Below are 23,498 nucleotides of genomic sequence, written 5' to 3'. Positions count from 1 at the left end.
TTCCCGAACTCAGAAGTGAAACCTCTTTGCGCTGATGGTAGTGTGGGGTTACCCATGTGAGAGTAAGTCATCGCCAGCTCATTATTCGAAACACCCCCTGTCTAAAGACAGGGGGTGTTTTTTTATGCGTGGGATTTGTAGACAGGATTTCTATCGTGATTGATTGGGTCTCTATTCACTTCCTGTTTTTATCAACATTTAATAAATACTTAATCTTTCTATAATTTCTATAAGCAGTATTTGAGCTTGGAGCTTCCTGTATTTAATAATTCTAAGTGCTTAAACCTATTTCTCTCAAAGCTGATCAAAATCTTCTCAGTCAGGTTATTTCTATTAATCTGATGGCATATCCAGCCCGCAAGGCTGGGTTCAAGAAGAGTTTATACGGCCATCTTATAAATCCGGGCAAATAAAAAAACCAGCGATTCGCTGGTTTTTTTAATACAAACTCATTTTAGCTAAACACACGCATGACGGCTGCGATTAATACCCAAAGAATTGCAAGGGCTATAATTGGTTCAACAATCTTTGCCCATTTTGGGGTTTCTACAAGAATGATTTCTTCGGCATCTTGATGCTGATGATTCTGGCTTACCATTTGATTAAACTCCTTCATTGATGCTTCCAATGATAGCTCTTCTTGCACAATCGGTTTAGAGCCTTTGAGTTCTGTTAGCTTGTTTGTTGTCCAAACCCAATCATCTGCTTGACCGGATAAATGTTCAATTTGCCCGGTCAACAATTCCTGGATACTATTGAGATTATGATTGCCGGTATCATGCAGCTGTTTTAATTCGATAAGCTGCAAATGAAAAATTTCTGAAGTGATCTGCTCCAGCTGCGCTCGATCCAAAGTGGATTTATTTTCTGGGCTGGTGGCCAGGCGACGTACGATTTCCAAGATGTACAATTCATCAGGATGATTGATTTCATTATAAATTTTTTGTGGATTATGACGCCACTCAGTAATAAGTTTACCTAAAGTTAAGGCATTGATTTCTGATATATATTTTCGTCTTTCTTCTTTTGTATAGTCTTTTAGAAGCTCAGGCTTTTGAGTTTCTATCTGTTCAACAAAATATTGTACTAAATCAAAAGCCATTCACTTGCTCCATTATTTTTTAATCTAATAACCTTAAAGTCGGTTTTTTCTTTGGCTGTTCAGTTTTTTCTTCAGGGCTTGATTTTAAAGCATCTTTATCCGTTTGTGTATGCTCATATTCACTTGGATCAAAGAATAAACCTTGACCATTTTCACGTGCATAAATACCGAGTACTGCTTCCATGGGTACATAAATATCACGAGAGACACCACCAAAGCGAGCAGAGAAGCTAATGGCATCATTGCTTATATGCAGTGCATGCACGGCATGAGGCACAATATTCAGGACAATCTGCCCATCTTTAATAAACTGCTCAGGGACCATGGTGTTTGGACGTGTAGCATCGACCAGCAGATAAGGCGTCAGATTGTTATCGCAAACCCACTCATAGATTGCGCGTGCCATATAGGGACGAGTAGGGCTAAGGTTGAATTCTTGTTCGGACATGATGTTTCTCTACGGGTTCTTGATTTGTGCTGAATAACGGTTTTTTTCCTGCAATGTCATGGATTTTACAAAGGCAGGACGACTGAAAATGCGCTGGCAATATAAATAAAATGGACGGCATTGCTGCTGCGGTAATTCTATACCCATCTGTTTCAGGCGAATAAAAATCGGCGCCAGCATACAGTCAAGGATACTGAATTGTTCGGACATAAAATAGGGGAAATGCTGAAATAAGGGCATCAGTGAGATCAGAATATCCTGTAACTGCTTCTGGGCCTTGGTTCTGGCTTTTTTGTCCAGTGTATCTGGATGGCGTAACATGATATCAGCGAGCTTCAACCAGTCATTTTCAAAGCGCCAGATATATTGCCGTTGTTCTGCGCGTGGCATCGGTGCATCGGCATACAGTTTATTCTGACGATAACGATCATCTATGTATTCAGAAATAATCGGAGTATTGAATAATTTGAGTTCATTTTCGACCAGCATGGGCAATTGATTATAAGGATTGAGACTGGCCAGATCCTCATCATCTGCATCTACAAGAATCAGGTTATATTTAATTTGCTTCTCGGCAAGCACATAGCGAATCCAATGGGAACGGAAGTCATCGGCATGACTATATAAGGTAATTCCTTGAAGAGGCGCGCTTTCGACTGACATAAATCCTAATGAAGTTCTAATGAATAGACTAGGATACTAAAATTCAACCTAAAAAGCACCAAGCATCAAAGATCAATCGGCTTGAGCCAAGGTAGATTATAAGAAAAACAACTGGAGGAAAATAAGATGCTGATCAAATTGCTCATCGTGCTGCTGTTTATAGGTATTGGGATCGCAAATTATTATTTGATGAAGTCGTTCTGGTGTCATGAGGGGGTATGGGGCAAGGACGTTCATGAACAATAACGAGCAAATTGCTTTAAGTGAACAACTTATAGACATAAAAAACCCTGGAAAATCCAGGGTTTTTTTGTCCCATTCGGTAAACGAATTAACGTTTAGAGAACTGAGGACGTTTACGAGCTTTACGTAAACCAAGTTTCTTACGTTCAACTTCACGAGCATCACGAGTAACGAAACCAGCTTGACGAAGAGCAGGTTTTAAAGTTTCGTCAGAAGCGATCAGTGCACGAGTAATACCGTGACGGATAGCGCCTGCTTGACCACCGATACCACCACCAGCAACAGTGATGTAAAGGTCATATTTACCAGTCGCTTCAAGAAGCTCAAGTGGTTGGTTAACAACCATACGAGCAGTTTCACGACCGAAATACTGTTCAAGTGTACGGTTGTTGATTACGAGTTTACCAGTACCAGCTGATAGGAAAACACGTGCAGTTGCGGTCTTACGGCGACCTGTACCATAATTAGTAGCCATGTGCTGTTATCCCTTAGATGTCCAAAACTTGTGGCTGTTGAGCAGCGTGTGGATGCTCAGTACCTGCATACACTTTCATTTTCTTGATCATTGCATAACCAAGAGGACCTTTAGGTAACATACCTTTAACAGCTTTTTCTAGAACTGCTTCTGGTTTGTGAGCGATTAACTTTTCAAAGTTAGTCTCACGGATACCACCAGGGAAACCAGTGTGGCGATAGTATTTCTTATCTTGTGACTTTTTACCAGTCACAGTGATTTCTTCAGCATTGATAACAACGATATAGTCGCCAGTGTCAACGTGAGGAGTATAAGAAGTCTTGTGCTTACCGCGTAAACGACGAGCGATTTCAGTCGCAAGGCGACCTAAAGTTTTGCCAGAAGCATCAACAACGTACCAGTCGTGTTGAACCTCAGCTGGCTTAGCGCTGAGAGTTTTCATTAAACCACTACCTATTATAGTTGGTTTGGACTATGGAATCTGTCCAAACTAAAGGAGACGCGATTCTAAACGAATACGTGAAGAATCACAAATGAAAATTAAAATTTCAAGCGCTGTATTTTAGCTAATCTCTTGGGATAAGGAAAGACAAAAACCTCTATATGTAGCAAAAACTGTGACTATATTTGTAACGATCCTTTCAATCGTATCAAAATATTGATTTATAAGTACTCTTTGCAATGATCACTACAGCTTAGACGGGATCGGGTTATAATATTTTTCAGCTTTGCCAAATTGAGAAGATGATGCTGCCTTTATATGTCACCAGTGGTGAACCTGCCGGAATTGGTCCTGATATTTGCCTGAGTCTGGCAGATCGTGTTGATGAGCGCCCGATTGTGGTCTTGGCTGACATGGAGCTACTCGAGCAACGTGCTCAGACACTCAAATTGGCGGTTGAATTGATTGAATATCAAGGGCAGGACGCATCTTCAGGGGTTGGTCAGCTTTTTGTAGAACATGTGCCTGTGCAGCAAGAAGTTGTTATGGGTGAATTGAACCCGAACAATGCCGCTTATGTACTAGAACAACTGCATCGTTCTGCAGATTATGCCATGTCAGGCAAAAGTGTTGGTGTGGCGACTGCACCCGTACAAAAGTCAGTGATCAACGAGGCCGGTATTTCTTTCAGTGGGCATACCGAGTATTACCAGGAATTTGCCGGTGTTGCTCGTGTGGTGATGATGCTGGCCACAAAGACCTTACGTGTGGCCTTGGCCACCACGCATCTTCCATTACGTGCAGTTGCCGATGCGATTACGCCTGAACGCTTACATCAGGTGATTGATATCCTGATTCACGACCTGAAGTCCAAATTCAAAATTGAACAGCCACGTATTCTGGTTTGCGGCCTCAATCCACATGCAGGTGAAGGCGGTTACCTGGGCATGGAAGAAATTGAAGTGATTAATCCGGTGCTCGAAAGCTATCGTGCCCAAGGCATAAACATGAGTTTAAGTTTACCTGCCGATACTTTATTTACCCCGGAAAATTTAAAAGATGCTGATGCTGTTCTAGCGATGTATCACGATCAGGGTTTACCTGTGTTAAAATCACAGGGCTTTGGTGAAGCCATTAATATTACCCTCGGCTTACCGTTTATTCGAACTTCTGTTGATCATGGCACAGCACTCTCCCTGGCGGGTACAGGACTTGCGAAAAGTTCCAGCCTGCACGTTGCTGTAGATTTAGCCTTCGATCTGGCGCGCCACTGATTATTGTTCATCACTCACGTTGGAATTGTTTTTATGTATCAAATTAATGCCTTAAACCCAAAAGATGAAGGGCATCAGGCTCGAAAAAGATTTGGTCAAAACTTCTTACATGACCAACGTGTCATTGCCAAAATTGTCCGCTCAGTCAATCCACGTCCAGGTCAAAACATTCTGGAAATTGGACCGGGTCTTGCCGCGTTGACCTCGCCTTTGATTGGTGAATGTGATGCCTTGACCGTGCTTGAGCTGGATCGTGACCTGGCTGCTGGTCTGCCGGGTCGTGTACCGCATCCTGAACGTTTAACCATTATTGAAGCCGATGCATTGAGATATGATTATTCTCAACTGTTTCAGGAAAATCGTCCATTACGTGTAGTGGGTAACTTGCCTTATAACATTTCAACGCCACTGTTATTCCATCTTTTGGAATTTGGCGACAAAGTGCAAGACATGCATTTCATGTTGCAAAAAGAAGTGGTCGATCGTATTACCGCATCACCAAATACCAAAGAATATGGCCGTCTGTCGGTCATGATTCAATATTTCTGTAAACCGACCTTCCTGTTCGAAGTACCACCCGGATCTTTCAATCCGCCACCAAAAGTGACCTCGGCGGTATTCCGTTTAGAACCTTATGCGAACAAGCCGGTGGTGGCTAAAAATGAAAAAGCACTGGCACGTCTGGTATCTCATGTATTTACCCAGCGTCGTAAAACCCTGCGTAACAGCTTGAAAGGTATGCTGGTAGAAGGTGGTTTTGAAAAAGCTGGTGTTGACCCGATGGCGCGTCCGGAAACCCTGACACTTGAACAGTTTGTTGCACTTTCAGATCAAATGGTGGCTTAAATTACGATGAACCGTACTGCTCGATATAATTATGTGATTGGTGATGTTCAAGGCTGTTTTGAGGCCTTGAAAGCTTTGCTGAAAGAAATCAAGTTTGATGCAGAGCAGGACTTTATCTGGTTTGCTGGGGATTTGGTGGCACGTGGTGAAAACTCAATTGGTGCACTGCGGTTTATCAAGAAGTTGGCTGAACAGGGTGCGGCTGCGACTGTCCTGGGAAATCATGATTTGACTTTGCTAGCCTATGCCCGCGGTATCAAGCCAGTAAAAGAAAAAGACAATGTCCAAGATGTGATTGATGCCATCGACAGCGATGACCTGATTGACTGGTTACGTAAACAGCCACTATGTCTCTTTCCCAATGAGCAGACAATTCTGACGCATGCCGGGATTCCAAATATCTGGAGTGCAGAAAAAACCGCGCAATTGGCACAAGAGGTGGAGGCGGTAATTGCTCATGATGACTTTGATGTGCTGGATGATTTCCTGAAAGAAATGTTTGGCAAACAACCAGCACTTTGGTCAGATCAGCTACAAGACCATGAGCGTATTCGCTGTATCGTGAATTATTTGACCCGGATGCGTTTAACCGATGCTGAGGGACGTCTGGAGTACAGCTTTAAAGATGGGCTAGATGATCCGATGCCGGAAGGCTTTAAACCTTGGTTTGAGTATGAATCACAGGCTGCAAAAAGTCATCAGATCCTGTTTGGTCACTGGGCAGCATTAAATGGTAAAACCATTTCGGACAGGATTCAGAATGTAGATGGTGGCTGTGTCTGGGGCAATCAACTCATGGCGTTTCGTCTGGAAGATCAACAGATGTTTGCAGTAGATAATCCGGTGATCTAAGCAAATCCCATAAAAAAGCCACGTGATCACGTGGCTTTTTTAGCTTTAAGTTTAGTCTGCCCGAATCCAGGTCTGGTTCCGGCCTAAAACAGAAACACCAATACTGGCACGTAAGGTTAAGCGTTTTCCTGTGTTGTTCAAACGAATTTTTGCATCATAAATTTTGCCTGACAAGGGATCAATCACTTTCCCTTTCTCATAGTTATTGGTACCTTCCATATGTTGCAGGCCTTTGATAATCGTCATCCCCAGAATAGGCTGATTGGTATAGGGGGCAGGACAATTATTACATTTTTCCCGTGGTGTATAACCCGGGCGAGGGGTCACTTTTGCAATTTTTCCCGCATAAGTGTTGTTGTCCTCTTTGAAAATGACGATGATTGCTTTTGCGGCACCGGTTTTGTCATCAATTTGTTGCCAGGTCCCGGTAATATCTTTTGCCCAAAGGTTGGACATACATCCTGCTGTAAGCATGACAAATAATATTTTTTTTAACATAGAGAATCATTCCACAGAGTTTTTATTATCCTCCGCTCATGTTAGGAATTTTACTGGAATAGTCAATAATTATTTGAATACTCGAGAGTTATTTAAATAAAAAAGCTGCCGAGTTGGCAGCTTTTTTTAATAGTGAGAATTGGGTGCTAGTCCTGACGAATCCAGGTCTGGCTGCGGCCTAAAGCGGAAACGCCGACATAACCACGCATGGTTAAGCGTTTACCATTGGCATTCAGACGCACTCTGGCATCATAAACTTTACCCGCCAGCGGGTCTATTACACGGCCTTTTTCATAGTTATTGGTGCCTTCCACATGTTTTAAGCCAGTCAATACATCCATGCCTAAGATAGGTTGATTGGTATAAGGTGCAGGACATTTATTGCAGGTCTTCTGTGGGGTATAGCCAGGGCGTGGAGTCACTTTGATAATTTTTCCAGCAAAAGTCCCATTATCAGTTTGGCGAATTTCAATAATTGCTTTTGGTGAGCCGGTTTTATCATCAATTTGCTGCCAGATGCCAGTTAGATCCTGTGCATAAGCAGTCCCAGTCATTAGTGCAACAATGAACATTATTCCTAATTTAAGTTGTTTCATTATATTTATCCCTTTTTTTTATAGATGAAATAAAATATCCTCAACACACAAGTGCTGTTTTTTTATTAATCCTGGCGGATCCAGGTTTGTGTACGACCAATCGCCGATATCCCGACATATCCACGTAAAGTCAGTCGTTTCCCATTGGCGGAAACTCGCCCTTTTAAATCATAAGTTTTACCGGTTAATGGATCGAGTACCCGGCCATGCGCATAGTTATTTTTGGTAGTTGGTTTCAGTCCCTTAATGACCTCTAATCCCAAAATCGGTTTATCTGTATAAGGTGCTGGACATTTAATACATTTTTCCCGTGGCGTATAACCCGGGCGAGGTGTGACTTTATTAATCGTTCCGGTATAGGAACCATCTGCCTGAGTTTCCATCTCAATCAATGCTTTAGGCGAGCCGGTTTTATCATCAATCTGTTGCCATAGACCAGATAATTCTTGGGCAAATGCCATAGAGCCGGTGAATAAAGAAGCTGAAAGAACAGTTAAAATTGCGATTTTATGCATGCGATATCCTTATTTTTTTAATTAACGTTCACCTAATTCCATATGGTGAACGTTGATGTAAACTGCCTTAATACACTTTTATAATTTATATTGCATGAAAACTGCATATGTCTAATATTCATACAACTTAATGTATGAAAATGCAAGCTTCTATCTACTAAAGCATAAATCAATCACATTTTATCCGCTTAAACCTGACTTATTCATATTTAATCCAGGTCTGACTACGCCCCAGTGCTGAAACCCCTACATAGCCACGTAAGGTCAAACGTTTACCATTGGCACTTAATTTCGCTTTGGTATTATAAACATTGCCTGATAATGGATCGAGAAGTTTGCCCTGACTGAAGTTGTTATTACCCGCGTACTTCAGGCCTGTCAGCACATCCAGTCCTAGAATCGGCTTATTCGTATGCGGTGCGGGACAGGAAACACAGGTTTCTTTTGCTGTATAACCAGGACGCGGAGTGATTTTCGTAATTTTGGCAGTATATACCCCTTCCGATGTCTCACGAATCTCCAGGAATGCTTTAGACGAACCTGTCTTGTCATCAATACTTCGCCATGTTCCTGAAAGGTCAGAGGCTAAAGCTAGATGGCTGAAAGAGGCTAAAAGTAAAGTTGAAAAGAATTGAACCTTTTTCATATATCTGTTCCTAGGTAAGATTAGTGTTCTTACTCTATGGTAAGAACGATTACCCCATAAAACAAACGATTAATCTGATTCACTAGTCACATTTTTTGCAGATAAAGTATAAAAGTTGGCAACCAGATTGCAGTAAAGACTGCATTTACCGCCATGCCAAAAGCAGCATAACGTCCCGCAACACTGCCGCGCTGCCAGGCCTGAGCCGTACCGATGGCATGTGCTGCCAGTCCTAAAGCCAGTCCGGATGCACGTTCATCATTAATATGTCTGAGAATAAACGGAGAAAAAGCCGCACCAATCACACCAGAAAGAATCACAATCAGGATCACCATGCTGATTGGTGCCTCCAGCAAGGTCGCAATATTAATCGCAATCGGAGTGGTGACGGCACGAGTAGCAAAAGCCATAATATCCGCAGAAGACATATGCAGCAGATAAGCCAGACCCATGGGCAAGGCCACAGCACTGATACTGGCAAAGACCAAAATACCGATAATGGCTTTGAGCGGTAAATCATCATAGCGCATCGCTGCTAGAGGAATGGCCAGTGCGACTGTGACATAGCCGAGTAAATGGTTGAAGAGTGGATTAACTTCATCCATGTAATTTTCATAAGGAATACCAAGCACAAATAATATCGCCAGCACAAAGAACATGCTGAATACGATCACGGGAATTTGCGGAATGGTCCGGTTACAGGGTTTAGCAATCAGATAGGCGACGAGCGTGACCGCGAAGCCATACAAAATAGATAACATGCGGGAACTCCTATAACCAGCGCTTGGCCATTTTTGCGTAAATCCATAAAGGAATCAGGGTGCTGAAAAGCATGATAAACAAAAAGGCCGGAATTTTCTGACCCATATGTACCAGCATCATCAGTGCACCCGCACTGACGGGAAGGAAAGCAAAAGCACTTTCCTTCATCAGCTTATTGTTGGTGTCCACGAGGCGAGCGGGGAGTTTGCCGAAGTAACGCCAGGTAAACAGCGCAATTAAAAGACTTAATAACCCCACCAGATTGCCTAACTCAGAATGATTCAGTTGGGTCATTAACCAGACCGAAGCTTCCCGAAAGACAATAATAAGTAATAGGGTGCCGATCCATGCTGGCCAATCTATTCGTTTTATCCAGTTCATTGCTATGATCATTAATAAGTTTACTTATCAAGTTTTACTCGATCTTTGACTGGATTTCAAATGCTTTTAGTGGACGTTGAAACTGCTGCGCCTGTTTTCCCAAGATTTCGTCTAAAGGTAAATGTGCTTGGTTAATCAACTGTTTCAGTTTTTGTGGCGCAATTCGAATATGTAGATGCAGCTGGCCTTCATCATCATAATGTTCTGACTGGATCACATTTAAACCATAGAGCTGGTTGCGCAGCTTGCCATAGGCGGGTTTCAGGATCAAATCAAAGGACTGTAGTTGTCCCATCAAGGATTCATGTACCGCTTTACGCAGCAGGTCGATCCCTTCGCCCGTATGTGCCGAAACGTAGACGCGTTCAGGTTCACCCGGACGTCGATAAATAATTTTGGCCTCTTCACCGCTACAGTCAATTTTATTGTAAACCTGCAGGATCGGTACGTCGGCGCCAATTTCTTTCAGAACTTTTTCAACGGCTTCAATCTGCTCCAGCATTTCTGGACTGCTTGAATCAATTACATGCAGTAATAACGTGGCTTCTACTGTTTCCTCCAGAGTTGCCTTGAAAGATTCAACCAGCGAATGGGAAAGATTACGTACGAAACCTACCGTATCGGCTAGAACCAGATTGCCGATCCCATCCCATTCCAGACGCCGCAAGGTGGGATCCAGGGTGGCGAACAGCTGATCGGCGGCATAGACATCGCTATTGGCCAGTAAATTAAACAGGGTTGACTTGCCTGCATTGGTATATCCCACCAGGGATACCGTCGGCACAGCCGCTTTTTGACGCGCCACACGGCCCTGCATCCGGGTCTGGCGGACTTTATCAATACGTGCCTTGAGTTGCCCCATACGGATACGCAGCAAACGGCGGTCTGTTTCCAGCAGGGTTTCACCCGGGCCACGTAAACCAATCCCGCCTTTCTGGCTGTCGAGATTGCCACGGCTACGAATTAAACGCGAAGATAAATGTTGGAGCTGTGCCAGTTCGACTTGCAGTTTACCTTCATAGGTACGGGCACGCTGGGCAAAAATATCCAGGATCAGTTCAGTACGATCTACCACGCGGCATTTGATCACCTGTTCCAAATTACGGGCTTGAGCCGGTGTAAGCGCGTGGTCAAAAATGACCAGATTGGCATCCAGTTCTTCAACACGTTCGGCAATTTCTTCTGCCTTGCCTGAGCCGATAAAAAATTTGGCATCCGGTTTGACCCGTTGAGCATAAATATGTTCCAGAATTTCGGCATCTGCAGATTTTGCCAGCAGGCGAAGCTCTTCAGCATCAAGGTCATCCAGCATTTGTACGCTGACACTTACCAGAATAACGCGCTCTTTCCCTCGATGTTGCTCTAAATATTCCACTCAGGTCATTCTCCACTTGAAAACTTTAGTGTAGTAGAAAATACACGTGGCAGATACCAAATTTACCGGGCTTAGTTTAAAGAGTGGTGATAAAAAGTTGTGCAAGTGTTACCAGTCCTAGAGCATATACACAGACACCGGCCAAAATATATTTGAGTACCTGTTTAGCTTTAAGTTTTTCATTCGCAGGCTGTGGTAGATGTTGCATGGCAGCGATCCTAGTTTTAATCGGATATTGAAATGTTGTTATTTTAATTGAGCAGTTAATTAATTTAATATTGCAGCTATAGATCTGATTGCTGTGTTTTTATTATCAATGCATGTTGCGAATGAACAGTATAGAATGAGTTTAATTCGTGGATATTCCCTGTATCTTGATTAGGATTTTAGTGACGTTTTTATGAACCCGACTGTACAAGATCAAACATCCCGCATACATGGCTTGACAAAATTCTTCCTCTACACAAGAAAAATGGGTGCCTTGCTGGCAGCCATCAGTAACGGGTTTTATCTGGTTTTTCGTCACGGCTTATATAAAAATCCGAACAAACCGTCCAATACCCGTTATGTACAATATTTTTGCCGTCAACTATGTCAGGTTTTTAATATTAAAGTGCAGGTGCATGGGGATATTCCCCGTGAACCCGCTCTATGGGTGAGTAATCATATCTCATGGCTAGACATCGCAGTGCTGGGGTCGGCGGCCCGGGTATTTTTCCTGGCCAAGGCAGAGATTGAAAACTGGCCAGTTTTTGGAAAATTGGCCAAAGGTGGTGGCACCTTATTTATCAAACGTGGTTCTGGAGACTCCATCAGAATTCGTGAACAAATTACTGATTTTCTCAAGCAGGATATTCCGGTGCTGTTCTTTCCGGAAGCCACGACTTCAGATGGCCGTTTTATTAAAAAAGTTCATGGCCGGATTTTAGGGGCTGCGATTGAAGCTGACCGCCCAGTGCAAATCTGTCTGATCTGTTATGTGAATCAGCAGGGTGAGCTGGATCTGGTGGCGCCGTTTATCAACGACCTCAGTTTTACAGCCCATGTCAAAAAAGTCCTGGAAATGCCGCAGGTCACTGCGCATTTAATGGCTTTACCAGCAATTTCTACTGAAGGGCATACGGTAGACAGCCTGACCCGTGAGGTGCAGGAAAAAATGCAGCAAGGTTTACAGGAATTGCAGTCTCGTGTATTAAAAAAGCCTCGATAAACGGGCTTTTTTAGGATTAAGGGTTAGGCATCGGACTTACATAAAACCTTCAATCGGCAACCAGGACAGCAGTTTCAATCCGGCTTTCTGATACCACTTGATTCCTGGTTCTTTGGTAAAGGTTTTTATTTCACCATTGGCTTTTTTGATTTTCCAGTTGATATTCTGGTTGGCATCCAGAACCAGTTTATAGGCATGTTTACTCAAATTCTGATCCATGGTCTCGTGTACGGTCTTTGCCAGAGAGGGGCTGTTCAGCAACACGCCAATTTCAGTATTCAAATAAGCTGAACGCGGATCAAAATTAAATGAACCGATGAAAACCTGTTTTTGGTCCAGTGCCATCAGTTTGGCATGCAGACTGGAGCGACTCAGGCCTCTCAGGCTAACTTTCGCTTTTTTGGCAATCTCTTCTGTATTGACATTTAGGTTGTGTGAATCCGGGGCAGCCAGAAACTCATATAGCTGGACATCATTTTCCAGCAGGTCCTTTCGATATTTGGCATAAAAGGCATGTACTACAGAAACGTCATTGGCTTTAAATGAGTTGGTTAATACCCGAACCTTGATATTCTCGTTCACCAGTTTTTTCAGACGGTCTGCACCGGTTTTTTCCGGCACGAAATAGGCAGAGACAATGTCGACACTCTGTTCTGGCTTTTCCAGATGCTGCAATAACTGGAAATTGAGATGTTCTTCAGTTTTGGCTTTGGCCTTGATTTTGCTGGGTGGATCTTTGACGACTTCTGCTTCAACCCAGTCTAGCTGAATCTTCTGTTCCAGCCATTGATCAAAGGCCAGAGAGCGGTTCGCCAGATCTAGATAATTCTGTGTGGCTGGATCCTGACTATGGGCTTCAAGCTGTTGCCTCAGGCTCGGGAAACGTAACCCGTGATGGTGCGGATTGACAATTTCTTGTACCGGATACGCATAATCATCATTCCAGTATTCATCAAAGGAATGGATAATTTCATCTGCTGCTGCACCGACCAGCATGACATCGACATCCGAGAACTGATAGTTTTCACTGACATTATAATACTGGTTGCTCATATTGCGCCCGCCAATCAGTGCAATCTGGTTGTCAGCAATAAAGCTTTTATTATGCATGCGGCGATTGATCCGCTTTAAATCCAGCACCATGTCCATGGCGCGGTATTTACGAAAGCGATAAGGGTTGTACAGTTTCACATCGATATTCTGATGCTGGTTTAAGGCCAGATAAATCCCTTCCATTTTCTTGGCATTGTTATCATCCATCAACAGGCGTACTTTTACACCACGGTCCGCTGCCTGAATAATGGCATGTAGGGCGAGGGCGCCAATGCGGTCGTTATCCCAGATATAATATTGCAGATCCAGACTGCGTTCTGCTTTATGGATCAGCTGTATACGTGCAGCCAGTGCTTCCAGTGGATCATAAAGCACGCGATAACCGGTCAGACCGATATTCTGTTCACGTAAAGGTTCAATAATCTGGGCCAGACTGGTTTTCGAAGTATCAGTTTCAAAAGCCATCTGGGTCGGCTGCTCAATTTGCTTGGGCAGGGTACTACAGGCAGGAATAGCCAGTACCAGGCAGCAGCTCAGTAAAACACCCGCTTTATAGCGTTTAGAACCAATAATATAAGTTGTTTGCGGATTAACTTGAGCGCGGGGGGCAGTGGCCATATAGATCAAAGAATGAAAAATTAGAATTGAGTATAATTGCCAGCTATGAAAAGATAAATATAAAGCCAGTGATATACTGCTTGACTGAAACAAGGCGAATATATGTGGGATTCAAATTCCGGACTTTTTTATTTTTATCTCGGCATGGCCATTCTTGCCATCTGGGCTGTGTATCAGGCATGGTCAAGCCAAACACGAACCGAGACCATTCACCCCTTTAAAGCATTCTGTCATTTGCTGGCTTTTTATCTTTCCTATTTGTTAGTTCCACTGGTTTTCTTCAGTATTTATGCCGGATGGACTGGTTATTATTCCTTGCATGAAGCAGTTTTTGTATTTCTGCTCAGTGCAGTCTTGAGCTATGCGCGCTTTATCGAGCCGCATTTAATTCAAGTGAAAACGACACAATATCAGATCAATGCGGATAAACGTTTACAGAAACCGGTCAAAATCGCCCTGATTGCCGATTTGCATATCGGTCTGTTTTCAGGACATGAGCGGCAGTTACGACAAATTGTACATAAATTAAATCATATTCAACCTGATTTGGTGGTAGTGGCGGGAGACTGGACTTATGAACCGGAAAATAAACTGGCACAGGAACTGGCTGTTCTGAAAGAGATTCATGCACCCGTTTACTCAGTCAATGGCAATCACGATGAACAATATCCAGGGCCGCCAATCCAGGAGTTGCTGCACTATGCGCTGCAAGTCAATCAGGTGATGGATATTGAAGGTCAAATTGTCGAATTTGATGAATTCCGGCTCTTGGGTGTGGGCGATCTCTGGGCAGGAAAAGCCGATATGCGCAGTCTGCCAGACCTTCCTCAGGACAAGCCTTGGGTCATTCTTTCTCATAACCCCGATACGGTCGATATGATTCCCAAGCTGCCGACACGACCTCTGATGCTCTCTGGGCATACCCATGGCGGACAGGTCGAGCTGCCTTGGCTGACGAATTACGTCATGAAAAGAGTATCAATTTTAGGCCATAAGAAAGGCATGTACCGTCATGAACATGCAGATGTGTTTGTCACTGTCGGCACGGGTCTGGTTGGTGTACCTTTCCGTTTCAGAGTACCCCCTACCATTGATATTATTGAACTGATCTAAAAGACAAAGTTACCTTATTTAGCTTTAACTGATGATCCAGAGCAGAATCAGCAGCAGCACTGCAACTACCGCTATCATCCAGATTTTCTTTTCGATTTTCCGGGTAGGCACATTTTCACGTAATTGCTGCGCAATGATTTCAGTTTCTGTAGGCGTACTTAAGCTGGGATGGGTGGGGATTTCCAGTGGTGGTGTCACCAGGTCGATATCATCTGCATCATCACTAAAGCGTGGTCCTGTACTTTCTGTTTTCATGACTATGTCGTGCTCACGCACAATCTCTTCAATCACTTGCAGCGCCTGAACTTCATCCAGGGGCGTATTTTCGGTGATATAACGAACAGCTTCTAATTTTTTATCATCTTCCAGCAAAATAATGATATTGACCAACTGTTCCTGCGTTAGGGATTCAATAAGCTCCTGCATGGTCTTGCCTCACTGTCTGGTTGAGTCCATTTGATTGTTGAGCAAATTTAACGAGATAAGTAGCAGAGTTTTGTTGTGAAATCATAAAAAAAGCCAGCATCGGGTGCTGGCTTTTGAATCTATCTATAACCTTAGATTTGATTATTTACATCATCATTTTTGGTTTCACGAATCAACAGGAATGCGATCAGTGACAGGATAGATGCTGCGGTCAGATAATAACCGACTGCAGACAAACCATAAGTCGTTGCCAGTTTGGTTGCAATTAACGGGGCAAATGATGCACCGAAGATGCCTGCCAGGTTAAAGGTTAAGGCAGAACCGGTGTAACGTACTGAAGTCGGGAAAATTTCAGACAATACAGTACCGATTGGCCCATAGGTTAAGCCCATGATCGACAGACCAATACACAAGAACAGGAACACTACCAAGGTGCTGCCAGATTCGAGCAGATCTGCAAAGAAAATACCGAAGATTGCAGAAATGATACATACCGCAATAGACGTGGTTTTACGGCCAAATTTCTCGGCCAATACTGCTGAAAGTGGAATAAATGCAGCAAAACACAAAGTCGCAACTAACTGCAATTGCAGAAATTCTTCACGAGAATAACCAAGTTGTTGGGTTCCCCATTGCAGCGCAAATACTGTGGTGAGGTAGAACACGACGAAAGTACAGATTGCAGCAATCGTACCCAGTACCAGCATGCGAGAATGTTTTTTGAAAACCTGAATAAACGGAATATTCACTTCTTTCTGTTTATCTAGCACTTTCTGGAAAGCAGGGGTTTCGTGCAATTTTAAACGAATCCATAAACCCACAATCACCAGCAAGGCACTTGAGATAAACGGAATACGCCAACCCCAAGCCATAAATTCGGCCTCAGACATGAAAGCGCCCAGCGTCAGGAAAGAACCTGTGGCCAGAATAAAGCCGATTGGAGCGCCCAGTTGCGGGAACATGCCATACCAGGCACGTTTGCCTTCAGGGGCATTTTCGGTCGCAAGAAGTACCGCACCTGACCATTCACCGCCCAGACCCAAGCCCTGACCTAAACGGCACAGTGCAAGTAAGAGGGGGGCAGCAATTCCGATTTGCGCATAGGTGGGCAGCAGGCCAATCGCAACGGTGGAAATTCCCATGGTCAGCAAGGCAGCGACCAATGTGGCTTTTCGTCCGATCCGGTCACCTAGATGACCAAACAATGCTGCCCCAATGGGACGGGCAATAAAGGCAATGGCGAATGTTGCAAGCGATTGAATCGTTGCAGTCATCGGATCTGTACTTGCAGGGAAGAACAGATAAGGGAAAATAATGACAGCGGCAGTAGCATAAATATAAAAATCGAAAAACTCGATTGTGGTACCAACAAGACTTGCAGTCAGTACGCGTAATTTTGAATTTGTCGCTACTTCTTTCGAAGCAGGTATAGAATTTGATGACGCCATGAGAAACCTTACACTTACTAAAAATAAAAAAACTTAGTTTTAAAAGCGTAATCTTTTTAAAAAAGGCGTAATTTTTTAAAAAAACAACTGCAATCTTCTCGCTTCAACTCGCTCAGGGTCACTGAAATGAAAAAGGAGATGATTAAATCACGTAAAGATAGATAGACAGAAAATGTGATCCTGCGCCTATCAATACAAATATGTGCCAGATAGCGTGGGTATATCTTACTCTTTTTAAAGCGTAAAACAATGCACCTACGGTATAAGCCAATCCTCCAATGATCAGAAAGGTCAAAGATTGAGCGCTGAGATATTGTTGCATATCGTCCATCACCAGCAGGGCTAGCCAACCCATGACCAGATACGCCACCAAAGAAATTTTCTGGAAACGGTTAATGAAAACGAACTTGAAAAGCGTACCAAGAATGGCGATCACCCAGAGTGCAACCAAGAGATACTGCGCTTTGGCGGTTGGAATCGCGATGGCTAAAAATGGGGTATAGGTACCCGCGATTAAATAATAAATCGCCGTATGATCCATTTTTTTATAAAAATAACGCCGGTCTGCGGTAGTGGCCATGTGGTAGAGCATGGATGCAGAAAACAGCAGAATCATGCTCAGGGCATAGACCCAAAGGCCAATCCATTGTCCAGTACTTAAATAAGACCCTTTAATAATCAAAAGGATGCCGGCAATAATCGAAAGCCCGGCACCTAGACCATGACTAATATAGTTAATCCGTTCTTCATTCTGATCATAATCGGGAACCAGTGGAGCATTCTGCATGATTGTCATTCTTCTCTAAATATACACTTGTATACTAATTCAATTTTGCTTTTAGGTTAAGAAGATTTAAACTTGATCTGCAATTCATTTCAGGTTTTATCTATGTCAACGTTGGCAACTCTCTCGGATCAGGAACAGCAATTCTTGGATACATTTCAGCAAGCTGTTGAAAGGGATCAATTTGATCGCCTGATTTTAAGTCAGTATAAAGGTGAACTGCAAGACTTAGAGAAAATGACCTTGCGAGTCATTTCATTAAATGAACAGAAAGTATTGAGCTGTCTGTATCGCTACAAGACGCAGGATGTCACCAAAAATTATCCTTTAGAGGATGCACTGTCGCAGGTGACGGCATTGTTAGCATGTTGCAAGCAAGCCAATTTGATGACGGTAGATGAAGAGTTACAATTGAAAAAAAACAAGAAAAAAGCCATGCTGACACGCAGTAAACATAAAGTATCTGCTACTCAGGCGAAGCCTGCTGAACAAGGTCATGACCGAATTAAACAGCGTTTTGTGGACCAGGACAGTATTTTTCTCCAGCATCTCGGCATTACCGATCAAAAAGCGCAAATTATTCCCAGTATGGCGCGCAAGTGGAAACAGATTAACAAGTTCGTGGAAATTTTTTCAGGTGCACTGGCGCAGATTAAGTCACAAGCCGAGGGTCTGCGCGTGGTGGATTTTGGTTCCGGTAAAGGCTACCTGACCTGTGCCTTATATGACTATATGCAAAAACATGGTCAAACACCGTATGTCACTGGGGTAGAACTCAATCCGAAAATGGTCGAGTTTTGCCAGAATGTCGCGCAACAATCGGGTTTTGATCAGCTGGACTTTTTTCAGGGTGATGTCCGTACCTATGCACCGCAACGTCTGGATGTGATGATCGCCTTACATGCCTGTGATGTGGCAACGGATTTTGCGATTCATAGCGGTATTCGCCTGAATGCGCAGATGATCATGTGCGCGCCGTGCTGTCATAAGGAATTGCGTCCGCAGTTACAAGCACCGAAAGTGCTGAGTCCGATGTTGCAGTTCGGTATTCATGCCGGACAGCAGGCCGAAATGCTGACCGATACCATTCGTGCTTTATTACTGAAAGCCTATGGTTATGAAACCAAGGTATTTGAATTTGTTGCGCTTGAACATACCAGTAAAAATAAAATGATTCTGGCGACAAAGCGCAAAGACTATCAACAACCCGATCAGGAAGTCCTGAAACAAATCCAGGCCTTGAAAGAGATGTATGGTATCCAAAAACATTCACTGGAATTGTTACTCAATGATCAATGGGATCAGCAGGGGATCGGGGCTAAATGCTAAACAGTTCAATACTGAGGATTGTTTCAGGTACTTGGGATGATTTGGCAGCGCAGGCCAAAGAGATTCGTGAGGCGGTCTTTATCCAAGAGCAAAACATTGCAGCTGAAGATGAGTGGGATAAGCAAGATGCCATTTCTATTCATTTTGTGGTTTATGAACAAGATCATGCCATAGCGACTGCAAGATTGCTGGCGAATAACAGCGTGGGTCGCGTGGCAGTGTTAAAGTCACATCGTGGTTTGAAGATCGGTCAGCAATTGATGCAGGCCATTGTCGATTATGCCAAAGCAGATCATCGAGAAGCTTTAAAACTATCTTCGCAAGTTCATGCGATTGGTTTTTATCAAGCACTGGGTTTTCGCGTTCAAGGTGACGAATATCTAGACTGCGGCATTCCACATATTGATATGTATTTAAAGCTCTAATTTCTCACTCAGACATGAAAAGCGAGGCCATGACCTCGCTTTTTTTATGCATATACTAAATCTGGATCAGTGACCGTGCGCTGTATTTGAGCTGTGCTCAGCATTATCCATATTGGCATGCTCTTCAGCTGGCATATTATGTTCAACGGTTGTCGTACCTGAGTGAACCGTATTGGCAGCCTCTCGTGCTGCACGATCCGCTTGCGCTTTGGCAAGCGCTTCTGGCGACATGGTCGGTGCATTTTTAAAAGCATGCTGCTGAGTGGCCTGTTTATTTTGCTGGCTTGGCATGTAATCTGGTTCATTACTCACCGCAAGCCAAAAAATAAGCATGAATAATCCACCTAAAATACAGAAGATAATAAGTGCTTTCCAACCCCAAGGAGAATTTTCAGGTGAACTGTGATCAGTCATTGGTCTTACCCACGTGGATATCAAACTTATGTAACTTTATAACATAAATTGATCAAAAAGCAGATCGAAATCTGTCATCAGATGATGGTATCCAACGATTCAGCCCAATCTGGAGGATAAAAAAGAGGAACCCGGGTCCTCTTTTTATTTAAATTTATGGACTATTGAATGGGCTGGGCATGTGTTACCCGATCTTTCAGAAGCTGCGGGGCTTTGAAACGTTCACCATACTTGTTTTCAAGCACCTTGGCACGCGTCACAGCTCTGGCCAGACCATACTGATTCAAGAATTGCACTGCACCACCCGTCCAGGCTGCAAAACCAATTCCAAAGATGGAACCGACATTGGCATCGACCACAGATTCCAGTACGCCTTCTTCCAGACAGCGGACAGTATCCAGTGCCTGTACAAACAGGAAACGGTCAATCATTTCCTGTTCCGAAATATCATTCTCTTTTTTCCAGTGGCTGAGACCAGACCAGAGCTGCTTTTTGGCATCGGTTGGATATTCATAAAAACCGGCACCTGCAGCCTTACCTTTACGGTTAAATTCGTGAATCATGCTGTGAATCACCTCGTCTGCAGGTGATTTGGTAATGGTCTGACCTTGTGCCTCTAAGGCTTTGTATCTTTCATTGGCTACATGTTCAGACAGGGTCAAAGATACCTCATCCTGAATCGCCAATGGCCCTACAGGCATACCGGCTTTGAGTGCAGCCATTTCAATTCGCGCCGGATGCACACCTTCTGCCAGCAAGCATAAGCCTTCCTGTACAAAGGTGCCAAATACGCGGCTGGTAAAGAACCCCCAGCTGTCATTTACCACAATCGGTAATTTGCCAATCTGCTGAACAAAGTCAAAGGCTTTGGCTAGCGTTTCTGCCGAGGTGTTTCGACCTTTGATAATTTCAACCAGCTGCATTTTGTCGACCGGACTAAAAAAATGCAGGCCGATAAAGTTCGCTTGATTTTTAGAAGCCTGGGCCAAATCTGTAATTGGCAGGGTCGAAGTGTTCGATGCCATTACCCCGTTACTGGCAAGATACTGTTCTGCCTCTTGTGTGACCTGGGCCTTGAGTATAGGGTTTTCAAAAACAGCTTCAATGATCAAGTCACAGCCTTGTAAATCTGAAGCTTCTGCCGTTGCTTGAATCAATGCCAAAACTTGATCGCGTTTTTCAGCACTTAAACGACCTTGAGCGACTTTTTTATCCAGTAGTTTCTGGCTGTAGGCTTTGCCTTTTTCAGCCGCTTCTATTGAAATATCTTTTAGAACGACTGGAATGCCCTTACTGGCAGTAGCGTAGGCGATCCCAGCACCCATCATGCCTGCGCCCAGAATGCCGACTTTAGTAGCTTTCCACGCTGCAATACCTTGAGGGCGACTCGCACCGGATTTGATCGCATTCAGACCATGCCAGAAAGTACCAATCATATTTTTAGAAATTTGACCTGTCGCCAGATAAGTAAAGTAACGCGATTCAATGGTCAGGGCAGTATCGACATCGACCTGAGCACCTTCTACCGCAGCTGACATGATCGCTTCAGGCGCAGGGTAGCAGCCTTTAGTTTTGTCGCGCAGCATCGCCGGAGCAATTGCCAGCATCTGTGCAACTGCCGGTGTAGAAGGGTTACCACCCGGAATTTTATAGCCTTTCACATCGAAAGGTTGTTGCGACTTCGGGTTGGCTTTGATCCAGCCAATCGCTTTTTCTAAAAGTTCATCGGTACTGTCTGCGACATCGTGAATCAGCCCTAGAGATCTGGCTTTATCGACTCCAAACTGTTTACCTTCCATCAATAATGGAAAGGCATTTTGCAAACCGAGCAGGCGCACCATACGTACGATTCCACCGCCACCAGGGAGTAAGCCCAGCGTAACTTCAGGCAGGCCAAACTTAGTTTTGGGATCATCTAAAGCAATACGCTGATGGGCACACAGGGCGATTTCCCAGCCGCCGCCCAGCGCTGTACCATTCAGTGCAGCTACAACCGGAATACCGCGGGTTTCGATATAACGCATTTGCGCTTTCATCTCTTCAATCATGTTGAAGAATTCAGTCGCATGTTCAGGTGTGGCTTGAATCAGTTCATCCAGATCGCCGCCGGCAAAAAAGGTTTTTTTGGCTGAACAGAAAATAATACCGCTGATCATGTCATCAGCTTTGAGTTTTTCTACAGTTTCAGCCAAAGCGCTACGAAAATCTGCATTCATGGTATTGGCAGACTGGTTTGGAGAATCAAACGTTAAAATAACAATATTGTCGGCATTTTTTTCAAATTGAATTGCGCTCATTATTTTTCTCCTTATACCAGTTCAATAATGGTCGCGATGCCCATACCACCACCGACACATAGTGTGGCTAGTCCGCGTTTTTTACCTTGACGTTCTAACTCATCCAGCAAGGTTCCCAAAATAATTGCACCAGTCGCACCGAGCGGATGACCCATGGCAATTGCACCGCCGTTGACATTCACTTTTGCAGGATCAACCTTCATTTCATTGATAAAACGCATTACCACGGCAGCAAAGGCTTCATTGACTTCAAACAGGTCAATATCATCAATGCTTAAACCGGCTTTAGCCAAAGCTTTACGTGCAGCCGGGGCAGGACCGGTCAGCATAATCGTTGGATCAGCACCGACTAGCGCTGTAGCAAGCACTTTGGCGCGCGGCTTCAGACCTTGTTCTTTGACAGCTTGTTCCGATGCGATTAAAACCACAGCAGCACCATCGACAATGCCTGAAGAGTTACCGGCATGATGCACATGATTGACAGTGCCGACTTCAGGATATTTTTGCAGGGCGATGGCATCAAAGCCCATCTGTCCCATGGTGGCAAAGCTTGGATTGAGTTTGCCTAGGCTTTCAGCGGTTGTTGTCGGTTTGATGAATTCATCTTGATCTAGAATCACTACACCGGCTTTGTCTTTAACCGCTATGATTGAACTTTTAAAATAGCCATTGGCCTGGGCAGATGCTGCTTTTTTCTGTGATTGTTCAGCAAACTGGTCTACATCTGTACGGCTATAACCGTCAATGGTGGCAATCAGGTCTGCACCGATTCCTTGTGGAATGAAGTCACAGGCCATATTGGTTTCAGGGTCCAGTGCCCAAGGGCCACCATCGGAACCCATCGGCACGCGGGACATCGATTCGACACCACCTGCAACCACCAAATCTTCCCAGCCGGAACGAACTTTTTGTGCGGCCAGATTGACAGCTTCCAGACCTGAAGCACAGAAACGGTTGATTTGTACACCAGCAACATCATTGTCCCAGCCCGCAGCAATGGCAGCGGTTTTGGCAATATCGGCACCCTGATCACCAATCGGTGTGACACAGCCCAAGACAATATCATCGACTTTTGACGTATCAAATTGGTGGCGTGCTTGGAGCTCGTTGAGTAGGCCCGTCAGTAATGAAATAGGTTTGACTTGATGTAAAGATCCATCTTTTTTGCCTTTGCCACGTGGGGTACGAATGGCATCGATGATATAGGCTTCGCTCATAGCGCAATCCTTTTTTAAGCGGTTTGAAATTATTCTTAGCTTTGAG

General features: G+C 44.0%; 27 protein-coding genes. 7 read left to right on the top strand and 20 right to left on the bottom strand.

The annotated features are described in order from the left end of the window. Positions 1-454: 454 nt before the first annotated feature. The 5 genes from KUG37_RS07870 to rplM all read right to left on the bottom strand — a co-directional run bounded on the left by KUG37_RS07870 (position 455) and on the right by rplM (position 3,373). Positions 455-1,102 carry a hypothetical protein gene (locus KUG37_RS07870; protein WP_216937958.1) on the bottom strand — a complete coding sequence of 216 codons (648 nt, stop codon included), beginning with the start codon at positions 1,100-1,102 and terminating at the stop codon, positions 455-457. A gap of 19 nt (positions 1,103-1,121) precedes the next feature. Beyond that, positions 1,122-1,550, bottom strand: a complete 429-nt coding sequence (locus KUG37_RS07865; protein WP_216940346.1) for a ClpXP protease specificity-enhancing factor — start codon at positions 1,548-1,550, stop codon at positions 1,122-1,124. Positions 1,551-1,559: 9 nt separating this feature from the next. Beyond that, entirely contained in the window at positions 1,560-2,213 is a 654-nt protein-coding gene (locus KUG37_RS07860) for a glutathione S-transferase N-terminal domain-containing protein (RefSeq protein ID WP_216937964.1), read from the bottom strand. A gap of 331 nt (positions 2,214-2,544) precedes the next feature. Continuing rightward, positions 2,545-2,931 (bottom strand): 30S ribosomal protein S9, encoded by a 387-nt coding sequence (gene rpsI, locus KUG37_RS07855; RefSeq protein ID WP_216937966.1) that lies wholly within the window; start codon positions 2,929-2,931, stop codon positions 2,545-2,547. 13 nt (positions 2,932-2,944) lie between these two features. Next, positions 2,945-3,373: a 50S ribosomal protein L13 gene (gene rplM / locus KUG37_RS07850; protein WP_004281682.1), complete on the bottom strand. Its 429-nt coding sequence runs from the start codon at positions 3,371-3,373 to the stop codon at positions 2,945-2,947. Between the two features lie 302 nt (positions 3,374-3,675). Between rplM and pdxA the strand changes: the two genes are divergently transcribed. Genes pdxA through KUG37_RS07835 form a run of 3 tightly spaced genes read left to right on the top strand, consistent with a single transcriptional unit; the run spans position 3,676 to position 6,345 of the window. After that, on the top strand, positions 3,676-4,647 hold the full coding sequence (pdxA, locus tag KUG37_RS07845; RefSeq protein ID WP_216937969.1) for a 4-hydroxythreonine-4-phosphate dehydrogenase PdxA: 972 nt from the start codon (positions 3,676-3,678) through the stop codon (positions 4,645-4,647). Positions 4,648-4,680: 33 nt separating this feature from the next. Then, positions 4,681-5,493: a 16S rRNA (adenine(1518)-N(6)/adenine(1519)-N(6))-dimethyltransferase RsmA gene (gene rsmA / locus KUG37_RS07840; RefSeq protein WP_216937971.1), complete on the top strand. Its 813-nt coding sequence runs from the start codon at positions 4,681-4,683 to the stop codon at positions 5,491-5,493. A gap of 6 nt (positions 5,494-5,499) precedes the next feature. Continuing rightward, positions 5,500-6,345 carry a symmetrical bis(5'-nucleosyl)-tetraphosphatase gene (locus tag KUG37_RS07835; protein ID WP_216937973.1) on the top strand — a complete coding sequence of 282 codons (846 nt, stop codon included), beginning with the start codon at positions 5,500-5,502 and terminating at the stop codon, positions 6,343-6,345. Positions 6,346-6,396: 51 nt separating this feature from the next. Here KUG37_RS07835 and KUG37_RS07830 read toward each other — a convergent pair whose 3' ends face one another. The 8 genes from KUG37_RS07830 to KUG37_RS14845 form a co-directional block, all read right to left on the bottom strand. Next, complete coding sequence (locus KUG37_RS07830) at positions 6,397-6,843, bottom strand: DUF2147 domain-containing protein (RefSeq protein WP_216937975.1); 447 nt, start codon at positions 6,841-6,843, stop codon at positions 6,397-6,399. Positions 6,844-6,989: 146 nt separating this feature from the next. Further along, positions 6,990-7,439 carry a DUF2147 domain-containing protein gene (locus KUG37_RS07825; protein WP_216937977.1) on the bottom strand — a complete coding sequence of 150 codons (450 nt, stop codon included), beginning with the start codon at positions 7,437-7,439 and terminating at the stop codon, positions 6,990-6,992. 65 nt (positions 7,440-7,504) lie between these two features. Then, a complete protein-coding gene (locus KUG37_RS07820; protein ID WP_216937980.1) occupies positions 7,505-7,954 on the bottom strand; it encodes a DUF2147 domain-containing protein in 450 nt (149 codons plus the stop codon). 199 nt (positions 7,955-8,153) lie between these two features. Beyond that, the gene (locus KUG37_RS07815; protein WP_216937981.1) at positions 8,154-8,600 is read right to left on the bottom strand and encodes a DUF2147 domain-containing protein; all 447 of its coding nucleotides are present in this window, start codon (positions 8,598-8,600) and stop codon (positions 8,154-8,156) included. An 86-nt stretch (positions 8,601-8,686) separates the two neighbouring features. Then, positions 8,687-9,361 carry an LrgB family protein gene (locus KUG37_RS07810; protein WP_216937983.1) on the bottom strand — a complete coding sequence of 225 codons (675 nt, stop codon included), beginning with the start codon at positions 9,359-9,361 and terminating at the stop codon, positions 8,687-8,689. A 10-nt stretch (positions 9,362-9,371) separates the two neighbouring features. Continuing rightward, a complete protein-coding gene (locus tag KUG37_RS07805) occupies positions 9,372-9,743 on the bottom strand; it encodes a hypothetical protein (RefSeq protein WP_216937985.1) in 372 nt (123 codons plus the stop codon). A 34-nt stretch (positions 9,744-9,777) separates the two neighbouring features. Further along, positions 9,778-11,118 carry a ribosome rescue GTPase HflX gene (gene hflX, locus KUG37_RS07800; RefSeq protein WP_216940345.1) on the bottom strand — a complete coding sequence of 447 codons (1,341 nt, stop codon included), beginning with the start codon at positions 11,116-11,118 and terminating at the stop codon, positions 9,778-9,780. Between the two features lie 76 nt (positions 11,119-11,194). Next, positions 11,195-11,326 (bottom strand): hypothetical protein, encoded by a 132-nt coding sequence (locus tag KUG37_RS14845; RefSeq protein ID WP_302052562.1) that lies wholly within the window; start codon positions 11,324-11,326, stop codon positions 11,195-11,197. 192 nt (positions 11,327-11,518) lie between these two features. Here KUG37_RS14845 and KUG37_RS07795 point away from each other — a divergent pair, with 192 nt between their 5' ends. Further along, a complete protein-coding gene (locus tag KUG37_RS07795) occupies positions 11,519-12,328 on the top strand; it encodes a 1-acyl-sn-glycerol-3-phosphate acyltransferase (protein WP_216940344.1) in 810 nt (269 codons plus the stop codon). A 36-nt stretch (positions 12,329-12,364) separates the two neighbouring features. Here KUG37_RS07795 and KUG37_RS07790 read toward each other — a convergent pair whose 3' ends face one another. Further along, positions 12,365-13,999, bottom strand: coding sequence for a phospholipase D family protein (locus tag KUG37_RS07790; RefSeq protein WP_216940343.1), 1,635 nt, complete (start codon positions 13,997-13,999; stop codon positions 12,365-12,367). Between the two features lie 102 nt (positions 14,000-14,101). Here KUG37_RS07790 and KUG37_RS07785 point away from each other — a divergent pair, with 102 nt between their 5' ends. Then, positions 14,102-15,112, top strand: coding sequence for a metallophosphoesterase (locus KUG37_RS07785; protein WP_216938354.1), 1,011 nt, complete (start codon positions 14,102-14,104; stop codon positions 15,110-15,112). A gap of 24 nt (positions 15,113-15,136) precedes the next feature. Here KUG37_RS07785 and KUG37_RS07780 read toward each other — a convergent pair whose 3' ends face one another. The 3 genes from KUG37_RS07780 to KUG37_RS07770 form a co-directional block, all read right to left on the bottom strand. Beyond that, positions 15,137-15,538, bottom strand: a complete 402-nt coding sequence (locus KUG37_RS07780; RefSeq protein ID WP_216938353.1) for a hypothetical protein — start codon at positions 15,536-15,538, stop codon at positions 15,137-15,139. A gap of 131 nt (positions 15,539-15,669) precedes the next feature. After that, on the bottom strand, positions 15,670-16,986 hold the full coding sequence (locus KUG37_RS07775; RefSeq protein WP_216940342.1) for an MFS transporter: 1,317 nt from the start codon (positions 16,984-16,986) through the stop codon (positions 15,670-15,672). A 142-nt stretch (positions 16,987-17,128) separates the two neighbouring features. Then, positions 17,129-17,773, bottom strand: coding sequence for a hemolysin III family protein (locus tag KUG37_RS07770; protein ID WP_216940341.1), 645 nt, complete (start codon positions 17,771-17,773; stop codon positions 17,129-17,131). A gap of 102 nt (positions 17,774-17,875) precedes the next feature. Here KUG37_RS07770 and KUG37_RS07765 point away from each other — a divergent pair, with 102 nt between their 5' ends. Together KUG37_RS07765 and KUG37_RS07760 are read left to right on the top strand one after the other, a co-directional pair. After that, on the top strand, positions 17,876-19,099 hold the full coding sequence (locus KUG37_RS07765) for an SAM-dependent methyltransferase (RefSeq protein ID WP_216936838.1): 1,224 nt from the start codon (positions 17,876-17,878) through the stop codon (positions 19,097-19,099). Beyond that, the gene (locus KUG37_RS07760) at positions 19,093-19,524 is read left to right on the top strand and encodes a GNAT family N-acetyltransferase (protein ID WP_216936837.1); all 432 of its coding nucleotides are present in this window, start codon (positions 19,093-19,095) and stop codon (positions 19,522-19,524) included. Before KUG37_RS07765 ends, KUG37_RS07760 begins: the two co-directional genes overlap by 7 nt. 66 nt (positions 19,525-19,590) lie before the next feature. On the opposite strand, the gene KUG37_RS07755 is transcribed toward KUG37_RS07760, so the two are convergent. The 3 genes from KUG37_RS07755 to KUG37_RS07745 form a co-directional block, all read right to left on the bottom strand. Further along, entirely contained in the window at positions 19,591-19,938 is a 348-nt protein-coding gene (locus KUG37_RS07755) for a hypothetical protein (RefSeq protein ID WP_216936836.1), read from the bottom strand. Positions 19,939-20,099: 161 nt separating this feature from the next. Continuing rightward, on the bottom strand, positions 20,100-22,235 hold the full coding sequence (locus tag KUG37_RS07750; RefSeq protein ID WP_216940340.1) for a 3-hydroxyacyl-CoA dehydrogenase NAD-binding domain-containing protein: 2,136 nt from the start codon (positions 22,233-22,235) through the stop codon (positions 20,100-20,102). 11 nt (positions 22,236-22,246) lie between these two features. Continuing rightward, positions 22,247-23,452: an acetyl-CoA C-acetyltransferase gene (locus tag KUG37_RS07745; protein ID WP_216936834.1), complete on the bottom strand. Its 1,206-nt coding sequence runs from the start codon at positions 23,450-23,452 to the stop codon at positions 22,247-22,249. Between the last annotated feature and the right edge of the window lie 46 nt (positions 23,453-23,498).

This window comes from Acinetobacter sp. BY419, from assembly GCF_019038395.1.
In the GTDB taxonomy this organism is placed as follows: Bacteria; Pseudomonadota; Gammaproteobacteria; order Pseudomonadales; family Moraxellaceae; genus Acinetobacter.
Note: the sequence above shows the minus strand (reverse complement) of the source record. Positions and strands in the feature narration are given on the sequence as shown.